The 18852-nt window shown below is 62.5% G+C and carries 11 protein-coding genes; 1 reads left to right on the top strand and 10 read right to left on the bottom strand.

Annotated features, from left to right (window positions below; all coding sequences use genetic code 11):
• Nucleotides 1-62: 62 nt before the first annotated feature.
• The 9 genes from AU175_RS01510 to AU175_RS01550 form a co-directional block, all read right to left on the bottom strand.
• The gene (locus tag AU175_RS01510) at nucleotides 63-1805 is read right to left on the bottom strand and encodes a DUF5605 domain-containing protein (RefSeq protein WP_066285295.1); all 1743 of its coding nucleotides are present in this window, start codon (nucleotides 1803-1805) and stop codon (nucleotides 63-65) included.
• Between the two features lie 67 nt (nucleotides 1806-1872).
• A complete protein-coding gene (locus tag AU175_RS01515) occupies nucleotides 1873-3174 on the bottom strand; it encodes an MFS transporter (protein ID WP_066285296.1) in 1302 nt (433 codons plus the stop codon).
• A gap of 177 nt (nucleotides 3175-3351) precedes the next feature.
• Nucleotides 3352-5100, bottom strand: coding sequence for a DUF5605 domain-containing protein (locus tag AU175_RS01520; protein ID WP_066285297.1), 1749 nt, complete (start codon nucleotides 5098-5100; stop codon nucleotides 3352-3354).
• A 12-nt stretch (nucleotides 5101-5112) separates the two neighbouring features.
• Nucleotides 5113-6609, bottom strand: a complete 1497-nt coding sequence (locus AU175_RS01525) for a glycoside hydrolase family 43 protein (RefSeq protein WP_066285298.1) — start codon at nucleotides 6607-6609, stop codon at nucleotides 5113-5115.
• On the bottom strand, nucleotides 6606-9425 hold the full coding sequence (locus tag AU175_RS01530) for a family 78 glycoside hydrolase catalytic domain (protein ID WP_082978949.1): 2820 nt from the start codon (nucleotides 9423-9425) through the stop codon (nucleotides 6606-6608). The genes AU175_RS01525 and AU175_RS01530 overlap by 4 nt, the downstream gene beginning before the upstream one ends.
• A gap of 89 nt (nucleotides 9426-9514) precedes the next feature.
• Nucleotides 9515-10348: an ABC transporter ATP-binding protein gene (locus AU175_RS01535; protein ID WP_066285299.1), complete on the bottom strand. Its 834-nt coding sequence runs from the start codon at nucleotides 10346-10348 to the stop codon at nucleotides 9515-9517.
• 5 nt (nucleotides 10349-10353) lie between these two features.
• Nucleotides 10354-12120, bottom strand: coding sequence for a dipeptide/oligopeptide/nickel ABC transporter permease/ATP-binding protein (locus AU175_RS01540; protein ID WP_066285300.1), 1767 nt, complete (start codon nucleotides 12118-12120; stop codon nucleotides 10354-10356).
• Nucleotides 12117-13058, bottom strand: a complete 942-nt coding sequence (locus AU175_RS01545) for an ABC transporter permease (RefSeq protein ID WP_066285301.1) — start codon at nucleotides 13056-13058, stop codon at nucleotides 12117-12119. The genes AU175_RS01540 and AU175_RS01545 overlap by 4 nt, the downstream gene beginning before the upstream one ends.
• Before the next feature lie 27 nt (nucleotides 13059-13085).
• The gene (locus AU175_RS01550; protein WP_066285302.1) at nucleotides 13086-14615 is read right to left on the bottom strand and encodes an ABC transporter substrate-binding protein; all 1530 of its coding nucleotides are present in this window, start codon (nucleotides 14613-14615) and stop codon (nucleotides 13086-13088) included.
• 297 nt (nucleotides 14616-14912) lie between these two features.
• Between AU175_RS01550 and AU175_RS01555 the strand changes: the two genes are divergently transcribed.
• The gene (locus AU175_RS01555; protein ID WP_066285303.1) at nucleotides 14913-16019 is read left to right on the top strand and encodes a LacI family DNA-binding transcriptional regulator; all 1107 of its coding nucleotides are present in this window, start codon (nucleotides 14913-14915) and stop codon (nucleotides 16017-16019) included.
• Between the two features lie 253 nt (nucleotides 16020-16272).
• Here AU175_RS01555 and AU175_RS01560 read toward each other — a convergent pair whose 3' ends face one another.
• Nucleotides 16273-18684, bottom strand: a complete 2412-nt coding sequence (locus AU175_RS01560) for a glycoside hydrolase family 3 N-terminal domain-containing protein (RefSeq protein WP_066285304.1) — start codon at nucleotides 18682-18684, stop codon at nucleotides 16273-16275.
• Nucleotides 18685-18852: the final 168 nt, after the last annotated feature.

An 18852-nucleotide genomic window follows, 5' to 3' on the forward strand; every position in this document is an offset into this window, starting at 1 on the left:
TGTGCCTCCTTGGTGCGCGGATTTCCATGTGAAAAGCCGCCCTTTTCACCCCTGTTCCCTTCTCAAGATGCGATTCGTTCAATCCGCAACCGGTACGCCATGTAAGGCCGGACGGGCAGTTCAATCCGTTGTCCCGCGGTGAACGTGTCCGGTAGCGTCTCTATGGTCATCGCCCAGGTGTCGATCAGGTCGACCTGGGCCGTATGGCCCTCGGCAATATCAATCGTCTGGAACCGGTGCTGGCTATAGCCCTGGTAGTGGAGTTCGTATTTGCCTTCGACGCCGCCAATCGGTGTTGGGGACATCCGCAGGATCGGCTCGAGCCGCCCGGTTGGGGATTCTCCGATGAGCCGGTCGAGGAATGCGATTCTTTCGGCGCTTTGTCCTACGAGTTGTCCGCCCTTGGCCCACCAGAGAACGTCGTTGTCGTCGTAGTACGTTTCGCCGTGGGTGTAGTAGCCGCCTCGGAGGGTTGTCTCCCAGGCCCGGCGGACAACTTCAACTGCTGACAGGCTTCCCCACTCATATTCCAGGTCACCTTCGTAGCCAATTTCATCGAGGACAACGGGTTTGCCCCACTGTTCCCGCATGTCGGTGACCTGTTCGGCGGTCTTGTAATAGTCGACCTTCTGGATGCTGCAGTGGGTTGCCCACTCTGCAGAGTAGTCGTACATGCGCGTGCCATTGTGGATGGACAGCAGGTGGTCCGCGTGGTCTTCATCGGTGACGATCTGTGCGAATCGTTCCCAGTCATCGCGCCGTTTGGTGGTCATGAAGTCGTATTCGTTCGCCAGGGACCACCATACGTTTGGAAAGGCTGCCAGCCTCCGGACGACGTAGCGGAGGTATCGGTCGTCAGCGGCCCTGCCCAGGTCCTGGAAGCCCCAGCGATCGTAGGGGTGGAAGAGGATCACATCGGCCTGGATTCCGAGGTCTTCCAAGTCACGGATCCGCTTCTCCAGGTGACGGAAGTATGCCGGGTTGAATCGTGAGCTGTCCCAGGTGTCGCCGTCACGATTGAAGGGATACAACTCAGGCTCGTTGTCGTTGAAGATGAATGCCTTGGGGAAGACGCACATACGGACCTTGGTGAAGGCGCTTTTTTCCAGCGTCTCCAGCGTCTGCTCCTGAAGTTCCTGGCTCTGATGCGTCCATGCGTAGAGAGTGGTGCCAACCGGGCGGTAGACCTCGCCATTGGCGTAGGCGAAGTGAAATGTCTCAGCGACTCGGACCGGTCCGGGTGCTGAGGAGGGCTCGACCGTAATGGTGCCGGCGTGTCCATCCAGCGAACGGGCCGTTGATAGAGTGCGGAATTCCCACGTTCCGGGTTTCGGCGGAAGGAAACGGATCACGTACCTGCCGTCACCGTCGTAGAAGCCGCCTACGCGTAGTTCGATATCGCCGAGCCTGAAGTTCGCGTGCAATTCGACGTCGGTGAAGGGGTTGTCATGCCTTGGCCCTCCAAGGACGATTTCCAGCGTGGCATTGACTTTCCCGGCCGCCGGAGCGGAGATGGCGGCCGAAGCGGTGGGCACTTCCGGTCCCTCGTAGTCCTCGTTGGGCTTGACGGGGAGCGGCTCGGTGCGCTCTTTGGCAGGAATACTCGCCAGCCGTTCCCAGAGCTTTGCTTGGATGCTTTCCTTGACGCGGAAGACTGTGGCCAGGGCGCCGATGGGGAGCTCCAGTGCGCCGCCGAACTTCGCGGGTTTGTCGACCACTTCAGGAAGTGCAATCCGGAGGGCGTTCCGGCCCGCTTCGTCCTCGAGAATCTCGCGGGTCTTGGTTTGTTCATCCATGAAGAGCATGGAGAGTGGTCCTTTCTGGTGTTCGGGTTGGCGAAAATTCGTACCGTGATTTCGGAGGCGGCCCGTACTACTCATCGGCCGTCTGGTGCGTCCAGTTCTCTGGCTGTTCCGTTGAGGGTTGCGGGCGAATTTTCCTGCGGCCAGGGCCGCTGTAGATTTCCCAGATGCCGGCTGTGAGCAAGGCTAGGAACATGCCGCCGGCAGCCCAGTAGGGCAAAACGGCCATGGATGTTTCCTCCACGGCGAGCCCGCCGAAGAACGCCCCTCCCCCAATACCGACGTTGAACGCGGTGGTTTGAAGGGCCGCCGCCAGATTACGGCTGCCTGGGGAAGCCGACCACATCATCCGTGTCTGAAGCATGACTGGTATGCCGCCGAAAACGGCCCCCATGAGGATGACGAGAACCCAAACAATGGTCGTTGAGCCGCTGGCTGCGGCCAGGGGAACAGCGCACAGTATGACAACCATGACTGTCAGCGCACCGAGGAACAACCTCCGCGGGAACCGGCCGTAAATGCCACCCACCAAGGCGACTCCGACCGCGCTTGCGATTCCCCCGGCCAGGAGAACAATGGGGATGGCGCCTGGGGCGAAATGGGCGACATCCAGCAGCCACACCACTTGAAATGTTCCGAAGCCGTTTTGCGCCGCCACGACAAGCAGGATGAGAAGACAAACCATCAGGATGGCGGGCAAGCTCTTGTCCTGCCCGTAACGGACCTTCGCTTTGCTTGTCCGGGCGGGCAATTGCCTGGGTATGGCTGGAAGGAGGCGGATCATCAACACAAAAACGATCAACACGAGCACAGCGAGTACGGCGAATGACACCCGCCAGCCAAAGGCCTGCCCCAGGGCATTACCGAGAGGGATGCCGACGACCCCGGACACAGAACCTCCGGCCGCTGTGATCGCCGTGGCCTTGCCCAACTGTGAGGGACGGACGAGGTGCGCCGGGTAGGCCGCCACAACGGACCAGAAGGCACCGTGCGCTACGGCACCAAGCACACGGGCCACAAGCAGTACCTCAAACGTCGGCGCAACTACTGTCATCAGATTGGCCGCACCGATGACGGCAAACGAGCCAAGGACCATTCCCTTGCGCGGAATCCGGCGGGTGAGAACGGCCAGAGGTGCGGCCGTGACAATCACCGTCAACGCGAAGACCGTGATGAGGTTTCCGACTTCGGACACCGAGCGGTCAAAATCCCCGGATAGCTGGGGGATAAGTCCGGCCGGCAGGAACTCGGTAGCCATCGAAACAAAAATGGCAGCAGAGAGGACCACAAGCCCGACGAAAGGGAACTTCTCATTGCTTTGCTGGACCTGGACCTGTTCTTCGTCCTGGCCGTGTTTCAGATTTGGCGCCATGCTGGTTCCTCACAACAGATTAATATTTCTGCCGCGAAGTGGTGCGGATCAGAAGCCCTAACGAGGGCTAGTGGAACGCCGTCGCATCGGTGTGCAACGTTGTCCGTTATAGACTAATCGAGCCTGCATTGAGGCGTCAAGGCAGCTCAACATGTTCAAATGAATCTGTGCAACGTTTTATGCACGACGGATTCGGATGACCATGTACTCCCGTCCTGGCAGGTCGATTACCACCCGCCCCTGCACGGGATCCGGCAACGTATCGACCGTCATGTTCCAAGTGTCGATGATGTCCACGTGCCAGGCAGCTCCTGCCGGCACGAGGACCGACCGGAATCGGGGGCGGCCCAGACCGAGGTAGATTATCCGGTGGTCGTCGTCGCCTCCTGTCCGGGAGTCCCAATCCCCCGGCAGCGGGTCCCACCGCCCGCTGGGTGATTCGGCCACCAGACCGCTGAGAAAGCCGATGCGCTCCGGCGACTGGCCTTTGAGGGTGCCTCCCTTGGCCCACCAGATCACGTCGTCCTTATCGAGGTACGTCTCGCCGTGGTTGACGTAGCCGCCGCGGACTGCGCCCTCCCAGCAGCGGCGGACCAGCTCCTGTGGACTGAGGTTGCCCCAGCCCTCCGCCACGTCGCCTTCATAACCGACCTCGTCGATGACAACAGGCTTACCCCACTGCTTCCGCCATGAATCCGTGTTTTCCGCAGAGACGTAGTTGTCCGTCCGCTGGATGCTGCAATGCGTGACCCACGGCCGGGAGTAGTCGTAGAACTTGGCCCCGTTGTGGATGGAGATCAGGTGCTCCGCATGGTCTTCCCGGCCGACCACGGCAGCGAACCGTTCCCAGTCGGCCTCATTTTTGGTTTGCATAAAGTCGTATTCGTTGGCCAGGGACCACCAGATGTTGCGGAAGGCGCCGAGCCTGCGCACGATGTAGCTGAGGTACAGGTCATCGGCCCACGCCGGCATATCCGAGAAGCCCCAACGATCGTAAGGGTGGAAGAGGATCAGGTCCGCTTCGATACCTAGTTGCTGCAAGCCTAAAATTCTCTGCTCCAAGTTGCGGAAGAAGGCTACGTCAAAGCGGGTGAAGTCCCAGCTGCCGTCGGCGTTCCGGGCGTAGGCGTAGTTGTCGGGTTCGTTGGCGTTGTAGGAATAGGATTTCGGGAAAACGCACATGCGGATCTTCGTGAACGGAGAATCTGCCAGTGTTCGAAGCGTCTGGTCCTGCAGTTCCTGAGTTTGGTTAGTCCAGGCATAGGCGGTAGTCCCGAACGGGAAGTAGGCAGTGCCGTCCTCATAGGCGAAATGGAACATGTCCCGGACCACCACCCGGCCATGGTTGCCTTCATCCCGCCCGGTTACGTCAACTGTTCCGGTGAGCCCATCAAGCGAGGAAGCGTTGGACCCGCTCTCAAACGCCCACTGGCCGCGACGCGGCGGCATGAACCGGATGCGGTAGACGCCGTCCCCGTCATAGAATCCGCCGACCTGTACCGAATCTCCGTCGCATCGGAACGTCGCGTGGATCTCCACGTCCGTGAATGGATTGCCGTGTGACGGACCCTCCAGGACCACTTCTGCAACACCCCACTGCTGAGCGGACCTGACGGAATCGATGACGGCTCGGGCACGTACACGGCCGGATGCTTCATAATCCGCTAGGGGCCCCGGCGGCGCCGCAGGAATCTCCTTGACCACGGGCGAGGATTCCAGAGTTCCCAATTCCTCCCACAGTGCTGTCAGGTCAGGATCCATCGCTCCGACTCCCCTCGCCCAATGGGCAATCTCCGCCAGCTTCGCCAGCGGTGAGAGCGTCCAATCGTTCCAGGTCCGGAAACCCGGAAGGTGGCGGTCCAGCACGGACGAAGCCTTGGGGTCGGCGAGAATGTCCGCCACGGTCGCGTTCTGTGTAAATGGCATGGGGATGAGTTCCTACTGCAGGGGCTGGGGTGTGTAGCTAACGGACAGGAATTTGCCTTCGGGGCCCGCCGACTGAAGTGCCAACATCCGGCCCGTAAAGCCGGAGGCCACTTCGGTGGAAAGGTGGCGGCCGTCCAGCCTTCCGAGTTCACGGGGCTGTGAAGGCCCGACGACGGACAGCACGATCTCGTCAGGCCCGCCATGGCCAAGAGGGACAGTGGGGGACGACGCCGGCACGCTTTCGATGCGAAGGGTGACCGTGGGCGTCGTTGCGTCGGCTGTTCCCAGGTCGTGACGGATATCGCCCACACTGGCCGACGCCCGGACTTGTCCGTCCTGAACCGTCAGTCCGTACCAGTACCGGTCGTCGAGGCGGAGCTGGAAACTGCCTGCTCCGGAGAGGGTCGCTTCCGCAGCCCAACCGAGGTCACGAACACGTGCGCAGAGCAGCCCCGGGGTTCCATCAGCCAAACTGGAAAGGCTGATGCCGCCGTCGTCGTTCCTGATGGTCACGTTGCCAGGTTCGCCGCCGGGGACTACCCATCGGGCGTCCAGCTCCCCTGTGGAAAAGTTCTCCGTAAATGCAGTCTCCGTTGCCGGGACGTCGAAGCGGTCCTCGTCGAAGCACGGCCATCCGTCTACCCAGTCAATACCCGCGATGAATGTCTCTCGTCCGAGGACGTGGAAGCCCGGTGTAGGGCCCTTGGGGCGGACGCCGAGATAGACGGCGGCCCATTCCCCTTCCGGTGTTTGCACAAGATCGGCGTGCCCTACGTTTTGAACCGGGTGGATCGAACTGCGGTGCGTAAAGACGGGGTTTGTGGGGCAGGGATCGAACGGCCCGGATGGCCGCATGCTGCGGGCGACCGTGACGCAGTGCCCGCGCTCGGTTCCGCCCTCGGCAAGCAGCAGGTACCAGTAGTCGTCAACGCGGTAAAGGTGGGGTGCCTCCACGGCACCCATGCCGCTTCCCTGCCAGATCGGATACGGGTCGCCCAGGAGTCGGCCGTTGGCGGTATCCAGGCGGGCCTGAAGGATGCCGATCTCACCTTCGGTAAAGCTCATGGCCTTCCAGCTCAGATAGCAGGCGCCGTCGTCGTCCCAGCACAGATCGGGGTCGATGCCGATTGCGCCCGCGATGAAGACGGGGTCGCTCCATGGTCCGGCCGGGTCCTCTGCGTGCACCAGGACCTGGCCGGATTCGTAGTCGCTGACATTGGTGGTGATGAACCAGAACATGCCGTTGTGGTGGCGCAGCGTGGATCCGTAGATGCCCGTTGACGGGCGGGGGTCCCCCAGCTTGAATTGGCTCCTGCGGTCGAGGACATGGCCGATCTGCGACCAGTTCACCAAGTCCCGGCTGTGGAAGACGGGTGCGCCGGGGAAGTATTCGAAGCTCGACGTCGACAGGTAGTAGTCTTCGCCCACCCGGCAGATCGTGGGGTCCGGGTAGAAGCCAGGCAAAATAGGCTTCAGCCCGGAGTTCCCGGTCCTGTCCCGAGCCGTCATGAACGCGGCTCAGCAAGGATTTCGGCCACGCGCTTTCGCAGCGGAGCCCGTCCATTGACCCACGGTTCGGGGACCAGCACGGTCCCCAATGTGTTGGCGGGTTCGTTGAGGTACCGGCTGATTTTGTCTGCCGCCTGGGCTTCGCCCTCGGGGGTGACGCCGGTTTCGACGGCGGCAGCCACCACAGCCGACCACGCGGCAGGCATATGGTCAAGCACGTCGCGGATGGTTTCGGCTGCCTGGCTCTCCGAGGCTGTCGTGGGATCGGAAACGTCCCAGGTGTGCTCGCCATGCGCAACCGTTTCGGGCTCCGGGGCACCGGGAACATGAACTTGGGCTGTAGCGCCCACTGGCACTTTTACGTCCAGTTTCAGCCGTCCGCCGGTACGCTCCCACTGAACAGCCGCCTCGCCGTAGGGAGTCAGGTGACTGGCGGATGCCGACGTGAGTGCCGCCGTCGGATACGGCCGCACTTCAAGCGCGCGGTAGCCAGGAGCCGCAGGCGCCAGGCCCGCGAGGCTGCGGTGCATCCAGTCAGCGACGGCACCCAACGCGTAGTGGTTGAACGATGTCATGCCGCCAGGGTTGACGCTGCCATCCGGCCGCATGCTGTCCCACCGTTCCCAGATCGTGGTCGCGCCCATGGTGACGGGGTAGAGCCATGACGGGCAGCCCGTCTGCAGCAGAAGGCGGTAGGCCGTGTCCACGTGCCCACAGGAGGTAAGGGCGTCACAAACCAGCGGGGTGCCAACAAATCCGGTGCTGATCCGGAATCCGCTGACACGCACCAGATCGGCCAGGCGGCGGCCGGCTTCCGCCCGCTGTTCTTCAGCGGGAAGCAACGCCCATTCCAGGGCCATGGCATAAGCCGTCTGGCTGTCCGAGAGGATCCTGCCGGAAGGGGTGACAAACGACCGGGCAAAGGCGGCACGGACCTCTTCGGCCAGCGTGGCATACCGAGCAGCGTCATTGTCACGCCCAAGCACTGCAGCCGCCTTGCCGAGGACCTCTGCCGAGCGGGCGAAATGAGCCGATGCAACAACGTCGGGGTCTGTTTGGGCTCGCGCGGCATCCTCCGGCGGCGCACTGGGGTCCAGCCAGTCACCATACTGGTATCCACCCGTCCACAATCGGTCAGGGCCTGCCAGCGCGGCAACCTTGTCTACCCACGCACACATGCTCTGGAACTGCTGTTCCAGGACCTGGACGTCCCCGGTCCGCTGGTAAAGCGTCCATGGGACCAGCACTGCTGCGTCACCCCACGCCGCCGTGGGGGCGTTCGTGAAATCTGAATGCACGACGTCGGGAATAACGTGGGGTACCGAACCGTCCGGCAGTTGCTCGGCGGCAAGGTCCGCCAGCCAGGACCTCAGGAAGCCTGCACTATCGAAAAGGAACGAGGCTGTGGGCGCGAAGACCTGGATATCCCCCGTCCAGCCCAGCCGTTCGTCGCGCTGCGGGCAGTCAGTGGGAACATCCACGAAGTTGCCCCGTACGCTCCACACAACGTTTTCGTGGAACCTGTTGAGCAGTTCGTTGGACGAGGAGAACCATCCGGTCCGTCGGAGGTCCGATCCGACAACAACGGCCTCGATGTCTTCTGCCCTGAGCCCCCGCACACCTGCCACTTCGGCGTAGCGGAAGCCGTGCAGGGTGAGCTCTGGTTCCAGCGTTTCCTCGGCCGCGCCTGCAACGAGGTAGGAGTCCGTTGCCTTGGCCGTGCGCAGCGGTTCGGTACAGAGTTCACTGTTCTCGAGGACCTCCGCGTGGCGGATGACAACCTCACTGCCGGCGGGCAGGTTGTGGGCCCGGAGCCGGACCCAGCCGACCAGGTTCTGGCCGAAGTCCACCAGCGTCTGCCCGGAAGGCGACGTGAAAACGGACTGCGCCTGGATAACCTCCGTTGGCCGGATCGCCGGGCCTTCGGGGGCGACAAGGCGGGAGAGATCGGCAGTGATGGCTTCCACCGTGCCCGTTGCCGGGGCGCCGACGGCATTCCTGACGCGCAGGTCGGTCCGCTGCCCGTCGTACAGGTCGTCTGACAGAATGTTGCTTTCCCGGGCCGTCCAGGAGCCGTCCGACAGCAGGACGTAAGTGCCGCCGTCGACCGTTGTGACCTCAAGCTGGGCGAGCACTGCCAGTCTGTCCCCATACAGTGCACGCTTGTTTTCGAAACCGAGACGGCCGCGGTACCAGCCGTTGCCCAAGAGCATGTCCAGGGTGTTGGCACCTTGGCGCACGAGCGCCGTGACGTCGTAGGTATGGTACCGGAGTCGGTTTTCATACGATGTCCAGCCAGGGGCCAGGACACTGTCATCGATCCGCTGCCCGTTCAGCGTGGCAACATAAATTCCGTGGGCGGTGGCGTAGAGGCGTGCTTTGGCTACTTCAACCGGCACGTCAATGGTCCCGGCCAGAATGGGCGCAGGCATGTCCTGTCCGCCGACACCGACGGGGCTGATGAAGTCGGCCTGCCAGTCGTCGGTGTTGAGGAGGCCGGCTTCGACGAGTGATTTCTCGCTCCAACCGCTCCAGTCCGAATTGTGGGCAACGCGTAGCCTTACCTCTGCCTGTTCCCGAGAGGAGAGGGCGGGAGCGGGCCATGGGACCAGCACCTGCTCGGGGCTCTCCACCCTGTAAACCTCCGCCTGGCCCGTTCGGGTCACTTCAACCTCATAGGCCGTCTGCGAATAAGCGGCGTCGGCAGTCGGAACCGACCAGGACAGCCGGGGCGTTCCCGTTCCCAGCCCGAGGACGGGGCCGGAGTCGGTGCGGTGTTCAAAACGGGGGGCATTGGGAGCGGCAGCGAGTGCCATAGGGGTCTCCATACAGGGTTGATTCGGGTGCGGACCGCTGGCGTGCCAGGTCCGCGGTGGTAGCCGGGGTCGAGGGGCTGCACCGGAATTCAGAGGCGGCCCGCGCCAACCTTTTCATCGGCCAGGAGCTTCAACCGGGCCGCCCGGCGTTCGCGTTGCTTCTTGGGGTCGGCCACAGGCGCTGCCATCTGGAGGCGCTTGGTGTACTCGTGCTGGGGCTTGGTGGCCACATGTTCTCCCAGTTCCACGATCGAACCCTGGTACAGGACTCCGATCCGATCGCTGATCAGGTTCACAACGCCGAGGTCGTGGCTGATGAAAAGGTAAGCCACGCCCGTCTGTTGCTGGAGGTCCTTCAGGAGCGCCAGGACGCGTGCCTGGGTCGTCACATCCAATGCGCTCGTTGGCTCATCGCAGATGATGACGGCCGGATCCAGGGCCAACGCGCGTGCAATGGCGATGCGTTGCCGCTGTCCGCCCGAGAACTCCTTCGGGTAGCGGCTCCCAGAGTCGCTCGGCAGGCCGACGGAGTCCAACAGCTCTCGAACACGGTCCCGTCCGCCTGAAGCCCCTGCCGCCTGCATGGGCTCAACGAGGATGTCTTCCACCGTCATGGATGGGTTCAGCGAGGAATAGGGATCCTGGAACACTACCTGGATGCCTCGCGCGATCCTGCGTCGCTCCGATCGGGAAATGTTGCTGATGGTTTCACCGCAGAAGGTGATTGATCCTGATGTCACCGGTGCGAGGCCGAGGATCGCCCGTCCGATGGTGGTCTTGCCCGAGCCGGACTCGCCCACCAGGCTGACCGTTTCGCCGGGATGCAGGTCGAAGGAAACGTCGTTGATGACCTTCTTCGAAAGGCCATGACGTCCTGTATAGGTGACATCGAGGTTCTTGACTTCAAGAATGGGACTAGGCATCTCGCTCAGACCTCCAGCAGTTCAACGCGACGTGTGGATTCCAGCAATTCTTTGGTGTAGTCCTGCTGGGGGTCTTCGAACAAGGACTCAACATCGTTGTGTTCGACGATCCGGCCGGACTTCATGACGCTGACTGTGTCACAGAGATCGGCCACGACGCCGAGATTGTGCGTCACCAGAATCATGGCCAGCCCGCGTTCCTTGCTCAACTGCCTGAGAAGTTCCAGGACCTCCGCCTGCACCGTGACGTCGAGCGCGGTGGTGGGCTCATCTGCAACGATCAGGTCCGGGTCCGCAGCAACGGCTCCGCAGATCAGCACGCGCTGGGCCATTCCGCCGGAAATCTCGTGCGGGTAGAGGCGCATAATACCCTCCGGATCGCGGATGCCAACCTTGGCCAGCAGCGTTGTGAGTTGTTTTTTTGCTTCTTTGGCGCTGATCGTCTTGACGGCCCGGAGCCCGTAAACCAGCTGGGCGCCGATGGTGAATGACGGGTCGAGGTTGGACATCGGTTCCTGCGGGATGTAGCCGATCCGGTGACCCCGGGCCTTCTTCATGGACTTGTCGTCCGCGAGGATGTCTTCGCCGCCCTGGTAGATGCTTCCGCCGAGGATGACGGCTTCCTTGGGCAGGATGCCGAGCGTGGAGAAGGCCATCTGGGACTTTCCGGAGCCTGATTCGCCGACGAGGCCGTGGATTTCGCCACGCCTGACGTCGAGGTCAACGCCATGAACGACTTCCCGTACGCTGTCCGGGCCATCGGGGTACCCAACCCTCAGCCCCCGGATGGACAGGACGACGTCCTGAGCTGGCAAGTCTGAAGTGGCGGCTGTCCGCTCCTGCTGGGCCTTGCGGGCCAGCTCGCGGCGCCGGTCCTTACGCAGTGTCTTGTTGCGTGCCGAGGACTGAAGAACGTCGCGGAGCACGTTTCCGAGCAAAACCAGGGCGAGAATCGTAAGTGTGACCAGGAGCGCCGGCCAAAGGACACCGAACCGGTTGTTGTAGATGTTGTTGTTGGCGTTCTGGAGCGTGCCACCCCAGGAGGCCTGCTTCGGGTCGCCCAGGCCAAGGAATTCGACGCCGGCCTGGATGCCGATTCCGGCCGCGAGGATAAATGAACTTTGGATGACCACGGGTGCACGTACGGCCCACAACACGTGCCGGCCAATGATCCGCTGGTCTGAGAGCCCCACGACTTTTGCGGCGTCGACGTACAGTTCGGTCCTGACCCCGACTACCACGGCACGGACCAGGCGGTAGTAGGTCGGCGCGACGAGCAAACCGAACACGGCCATGGCGACCATGACGTTGGGGCCAGTCAGGGCATAAAGGGCGATGAGCAGGACGATGCTGGGCAGGGACATAATGACGTCGTTGACCCAGTCAGCGGCAGTCTCAAACTTGCCGCGATAGAAGCCGGCCAAGAGGCCTCCGGTGACGCCGGCGGCAACCGAGATAGTCAGAACAAGCACCGATCCCAGGAGGGTCTGGCTGGTTCCCCACATCAGCTGGGAGAGAATGTCGCGGCCTGCGCTGTCAGCCCCGAGGAGGTGTCCGGGCTCGAAGGGACCCGCGTTGACAGCATTGAGGTCTGCCTGGTTCGGCTGGAAGGGAGCCAGGAAGGGGCTTGAAAGCCCCAGGAAAATAACGAAGAGCAGATAGGCGAGGCAAATGGCACCCATGGGATTGGTGACCAGTCGCTTCATGACGGAGCGGCCTGCAACCGGGACGGGAGCCTCTGTAGCAGCCGGATTTGGCGTTTCGGCGCTCATCGCGTCCTCGCTTTCGGGTTCAGCATCGTGTTGGCGAAATCGCCGATGAAATTGACGACCAGGACAATAATGATGGTCACTACCACTGGCCCCATGGCCATCGGCACGTCGCCGTTCTGGGTCGAAAGGTTCGCCAGCTGCCCAATACCTGGCAGGGCAAAGACCAGTTCGACGAAAATCGCACCGCCCACGAGCCCAAGCGTTTGGAGGCTGAGGACTGTCAGGCCCGGTCCCCCGGCGTTGCGCAGGACGTGGCGGAAGATGATGTGTGATCCGGGGATGCCGCGGGCGCGGAGCGTCCGGACGAAGTCCCGTGACAAGACGTCAAGCACCGCGCCGCGGAACTGGCTGGCTGCATTGGCGACCGAACCGACCAGTAGTGAGATCACCGGAAGTGTCACGGAGAGCAGCCAGCCGCCGAGGCTGATATCCGGTGAAACGTACCCGGTCGCGGGAAAGATCCGGACTGCAATCGCGAAGGCAAACACGAGGCCGATAGCGATGATGAATGAGGGGGCTGCAGCGCCGAGAACCGCCACGAACTGGAGCGCCCTGTCCAGCCACCCGCCATATACTGCAGCCGCGACACCCAGCAGCACACTGATGATAATGGTGAGGATCATGGTCAGGACGACCAGGGTGAGAGTCACCGGCACCCTCGTTGCGAGAGCAGACGTCACGGTTTGACCCGTGAAGAACGACTCTCCGAGGTTGCCGGTGACGGCGTTACCCAACCAATCCCCGTATTGCACCAACAACGGGCGGTCGAGACCCAGCTGGACCACTTTGCGCTGAACGTCACCTTCGGTGGCCTGGTATCCGAGAATCGCCCGTGCGATTCCGGGCCCATTGCCAAACATGAGGCTAAAGGTTGCGAAGGTGACTATCAGCACTATCACTGCCGAACGGAGGAGTCTTTTCAGGACAGATAACATCATTGTGGGTTGCCGGGTTTCTCGAATTGGTTATTTGAAGTCGCGGAGCAGCGGGTGCAGCCCTGAAAAATCACTGACCTGGGAAACTTCCACGCCGGCGGTGGTCGCGTAGAAGTGCTCCGGGTATGCCATGGGTACAAACCATGCCTGGTCGGTGATGTAGCGGTTGACGTCCTGCTGGGCCTGCTTGCGCTCAGCTTCGGTTCCGGTCAGGATCGTGTTCCACAGCTCGTCGATCTTCGCGTCCGCCTGATGGGAAACGTTCCAGATGCCGTCTTTGAGCGTGTAGTCGCTGATGTCCTGGAGCGACTCGCCATAGTTGCCGAGTTGCCACAACGGAACCGGGAACTTACCGCTGAGCAGCTCGCTGATGGCGTTCGGGCCGGACAACGGCACCTCTTCCACCTTGATGTTGATCAGTGCCAGCTGCTGGCTGATATAGGGCATCAGCTTTTCGTGGCCCTGCCCCTGCATGGTGGGAATCTGGAGCGTGAATCCATCGCTGAAGCCGGCCTTCGCCATCAAGGACTTGGCCTCGTCGACATTGAAGGGGTAAGGGTCCTTCATGTCCGCGATGTATGCGTTGCTTCCCTCACGGAAGATCTGGTAGGCGGGGGTGGCACGGCCAAGGTACAGCTTCTCCGCGATGGCATCCTTGTCGAAGACCATGTTCATGGCCCGGCGAACGTCAACACTTCCCAGCGCGGGGATCTTCTCGCCGAGGTGATCTGTGATGAGCAACCGGGTGGTGTTGGCCTTCAGAGTCTCCAAAGCCAATCCCGACGCTTTGGCTTCCTCGTAGGTTGCAGTCGTGATCAGGGAACCGTTGATCTGCTGCGTCTTGAGCGCGTTGATCGAGGCCGTCTCGCTCTCGAGGACCTTCAGCACAACTTTCTTGTAAGGGAAACTTGCGCTGTCCCAGAAGGAGTCGTTCTTGACGAAGGTGTAGACGGAGCCGCCAGTGGTCGCTGATGTGTCCAGGGTGTAGGGGCCGGAACCAATGGGGGCTTCGAACTTGCCCTCCGCGATCGAGGCGGGAGTCGCGATCTTCGACTCACACATCCGCAGGGCGAGCAGCGGGTTGGCCGCGGGCCAGGAGATTTTGACCGTCTGCGCGTCGGGCGTTTCGACCGTGATGCCGGCCCAGCGGCTGGATGCTCCGCCGGCCGTCGCGTAGTATTCAGCGTTTGCCTTGACAGCTGCCGAGTCCACAGGTGTTCCATCAGAGAACTTGACGCCTTCGCGGATGTGCAGCGTGGCCGTCCTCTGGTCCTGACTGAACTCCCATTTGTCTGCCAGTGATGCAGACGGCTCGCCCGTTGGACCACAGCGAAGCAGGGAATCCCAAACAGCGTCGGCGCCCCAGCCCTGGTAGGTGGGCTGGACGCCGGGATCCCACCCCTGAATGTCGGCTGTGAGGCCCAGGGTAAGTGTGTCCTTGGCATTGCCGCCCGTATTTCCACCCGCTTGGCCGCCACTGGTGCAACCAGTGAGTGCCGCGAGGCTAAGTGCCAGTGGGGCTGCCAGGGCGACAAGTGCACGTCGTCGTGTGCGCCGCATGTTAACTCCTTCGTTAGTTTGAATCGCAGGAACGCCTGCCGACTGCTGCCGCCACACCTATTCGCGGCTTCGCGAAGTCTGGAGACTGAATCGGCGTGCAACGTTGTCCATGAAAAGCGTAGGGCACCGATCGAGTTGACGTCAAGGACATATTGTCGCGACGGTCACACCATCCGCCCCTCCCCCCCGCGATTACAAGGAATTTCCTGCCTTCCGCCTTCTTAAAGACGCATTTCAAAATGTGCTTCTTCCAAGCGGATCGTAAAACGTTGTCCGGCGGGTTACACTTGGAATGCCATGAAGGACAAAGGAAATGCGCCGCAGGAGACGTCCCACGACGGCGCAATCAGTAGCAAATCACGCCGTACCACGCTCCAGGACGTCGCGAGCGAGGCCGGGGTCTCATTCTCCGCAGTGTCCAAAGTCATCCGAGGTGCCAGCGGCGTCAGCCCGGAAATGCGCAGCAAAGTGACAGCGGCGATTGAGAAGCTCGGTTACCGGCCGCATGCAGGGGCGCGGGCAATGCGCGGCAAGTCCTTCACCATTGGCGTAGTCCTGGTTGAGCTGACCTCCCCTTTCCAACCCGAAGTTGTGCAGGGAATCAGCGACGAACTGGAAACCAGCCCTTACCAGGAAATCATCGTGGCCGCAGGAATAGCGCCTGAACGCCAGCAACGCGCCGTCGAGGCCCTTATTGATCGACAGGTGGATGGCCTCATCCTCATCGCCCCGTGGACAACCGCGGAATGGCTCGAAGACATCGCGGCGAAGATCCCGACTGTCGTCGTCGCCCGGCACGGTGGCGCCCGAAACTTCGACACCGTAGTTGACGACGACTACGAGGGCGCACGTCTCATGGTCGATCACCTGGTCGGGCTAGGTCACCGACGCATCGTTCACACCAGCATGCCGTCCGGCGGACTAACGAGGCCCTTCGTGCTCTCCCACACGGCCAGGCTTGACGGATATGAGCAGGCAATGAAGCGGCATGGCCTTGAACCTGAGGTTATCGTTACCTCCTACTCCGAGAAGGGCGGCTACCAAGCTGCCCTCCAAGCGCTGGCCGGGACACCACGCCCCACGGCCATCTTCGCCGGCGCAGACGTTGCTGCCCTCGGCGTCCTCCGGGCAGCCGAAGAACAAGGACTGATGGTGCCCGAAGACCTCACCGTGACCGGCTACGACAACATCTACGTGTCCACCATCGGGCGAATCTCACTGACAACCGTCGACCAGTCCGGACAGCTCACCGGCGCCAACAGCGCCAAGCTGCTGCTGGAACGCATCAACGGCCGGGAGACGCCCAAAAACTATGTCGTCGCGCCCCGGCTCATCCCCCGGGCCACGAGCGGTCCGCCGGCTACCGCAACGCTGCAGTCGCAGGCTGAGCTGTCCTCCACCTAGGCGCTGCTGATTCGGCCGACATCCTCCCGCGAGTTGCAGCTTATTGAGCTTTGGTAGCGTGCTCTCGTGACGCTCCGCCCCGGACGAATCGCGCAGGAACCGTCGCCTGCCATCTGAGCGACTGCCGAACCCAGTCCCCTTGCCAAAGAGCCCTAGGACCTGTTGGGGCCTTGACTGGCATCACAGCCAGGCCCGGGGCTTACCCGGGCCTGGCTGTGATGCCCTCGTTCGCGGGAACCGCATGCACCGGTGGTTACCCGGCGTAGAACCCCCGCGTCCTGCCATCGACCAGAGCGTCCGACCCGATGACCACCGTGTCTTTCAGCCGCAGGTCCTCTGATGAAGCCCCCACGATCACGTCGATCTCGCCTGCTTCGACTCGCCACCGCATATCAGTGTCGAGGAACGCCAGCTGGCTGACGTCGAGCTGGAAGACGACCCGGGCCTGCTGCCGGGGCTCAAGGGTGACCCGACGGAACCCGGCGAGTTCCAGAACCGGCCTGGAGACCGAGGCGAACGTGTCGCTCACGTACAACTGGACGACGTCCGTGCCGGGACTCACGCCGTCGTTTGTGACAGTGACGGTGATGTCGATCGTGTCGCCAGCCTCGACGCGGTGCCTGGAGAGTGTCAGGTCCGTGTACGCGAACCTGGTGTATGACAGGCCGTGACCGAACGGGTATCGCGGCGTGTGTGGTGCATCGACGTAGTCAGGGAATCCGATGCTCTCGCCTTGGTGCCATGCCGATCCGTGCGGGTGGTTGTAGTAGACCGGAACCTGGCCGGCGTTTCGGGCGATGCTGACCGGCAACCTGCCACTGGGTCCGTGCGTGCCTGTAAGCACGTCCACAATGGCCTCGGCGCCGGCCTCTGCCGGGCTCCACGCCTCAAGGAGAGCCGACAGGTGGGTGTCTGCGGCGTCGCTGGACACTGGCCGCCCATCCAAGTGCACGCCAATCACCGGCTTGCCCAGCCGAGCGAGTTTGGCGATCAGGTCCTCCTGGCAGGGCGGCAGGTTGATGTTCGTCGCGTCGATCCCCTCGCCCATCGAGGCGATGGATGCGGTGCCATGCTTACCGCCGAGAGTCAGGAGCACGACGTCAGCGCGCTCGGCGGCCGCGATGGCCTCGTCGTGTCCGGAATCGTCGTCACCGGCGAACGGGTAGCCGTACGCCCAGTTGACCTCGGTGTCAGGCATTCTAACGCGAAGTTCGTCCAGTAAGCTGCGGATGCCTGGCTGCTGTTGTTCGAGCAGGGCTTCGAAGGCCTTATCGTCGGATGCCTCGATGGTGGTGCCTGGGACGGTGTTGGTGATTGTTTCAAGATCGTCGCTGGGGGTCGCAAGGCCGGCCATCGAGGAGTTGACCGCGAGCTTGCCCTCGGCCATGGAGTAGTGCGTATACCCGCCAAAGAAGAACCGTGCACTCGCCGCGTGGCAGCCGATCACCGCTAGTTTTCGAATACCCGGCTGCAGCGGCAACGCACCGTCATTGTGCAGCAGGACGATCGACTCCCGCGCCGACTGCAGGGCTACTGTCGAGTCGGCCGCTGACCTGAAAGTGTTGTCGCGCTCGTTTGGATCGGGTGCGAAAGGATGCTCGAACAGGCCCATCCGGAATTTGGCTGCCAGCACCTGGTGGACAGCCCGGTCGAGCAGTGCCACGTCAGCGCGTCCTGCGGCGAACCACTCCCGGAGCTCGCTGCCGAAACCTTGTGGCACGTGGAGTTCGACATCCATGCCTGCGCGCAGGGCGGCGAGCCCTGCGTGTGCCGGGGACTGCGCGACGCGCTGGACGGTGTGGAGGTTTCCTACCGCTCCGTAGTCCGAGACGACCATTCCATCGAAACCCATCTGCTCTCGCAGCAGAGTCGCCAGCAGTCGTTTCGATGCCGATACGGGCTCGCCGGCCACCGAGTTATAGGACGGCATCACGCCACGTAGCCCGGCCAAGGTGATTGCGGCCTGGAAAGGCTTGCCGTAAACCTCCATCAGGGTGCGGTCCGGGACGTTGCAGTGAGCGCCGTGGATTCCGCCTTCAGTATGGTGGGAGCCGACGAAGTGCTTTGCCACGGCTTCGGTGCGCCGGCCGGCCGCGTCCTCGCCCTGGAGGCCACGGGTGTATTCGACGCCAAGCGCAGCCGCGAGGCTGGGGTCCTCCCCGTAGGTCTCCCCCTGCCGTCCCATACGGGGATCGCGGGATACATCCAGGACGGGAGCCAGCGTGTGCGTCATACCCAGAGCACGTTCCTGCCTGCCCACAATCTCGCCGATTCTGTGCTCCAGGTCAATGTCCCAGCTGGCAGCTCGGCCCAGCCCCGAGGGAAAGCTCGTCGCACCCGGAAGATACGCGCCGCACAGTCCCTCCATGTGGAAAATCGCCGGGATTGCGTGCCCGGACCCCTCCATGGCCGCGGCCTGAACGCGGTGTTGGAAGGCGGTTACTTCGTCCAGGGTGAGCGCGGAGCGCACTTCCAGGCACGACACCTCACCGATTCCGCGCGGGAAGCGTTGGAGAAAGTCGTCGGTCTGAGTGATGTCCGTCGGGAAGTAGCAGGAGACCTGGGCCATCTTCTCGTCCAGGCTCAACTCGGCCAGGAGCAGGTGGGCTCTTTCGCCAGCCGTCAGCTGCTCGTCCATCCACGGATCCGTTTCGTTCGCACTCATGTGCAGTCCTCCTTCACTGGTCCTTCCGGTGGAGGAGGCTTCGCTCTTTCCGAACCGGCTGACGGCGGATCTGGCCGCCGTGCCGGACGACTGGGCGCCGGACTTCGAGATCAACGAGGCACTACTGCGTGCAACGTTGTACGCTACACTAGCCGCCGAAGCCGGAAA

It is taken from the genome of Arthrobacter sp. B6, assembly GCF_001663775.1.
GTDB lineage: Bacteria > Actinomycetota > Actinomycetes > Actinomycetales > Micrococcaceae > Arthrobacter.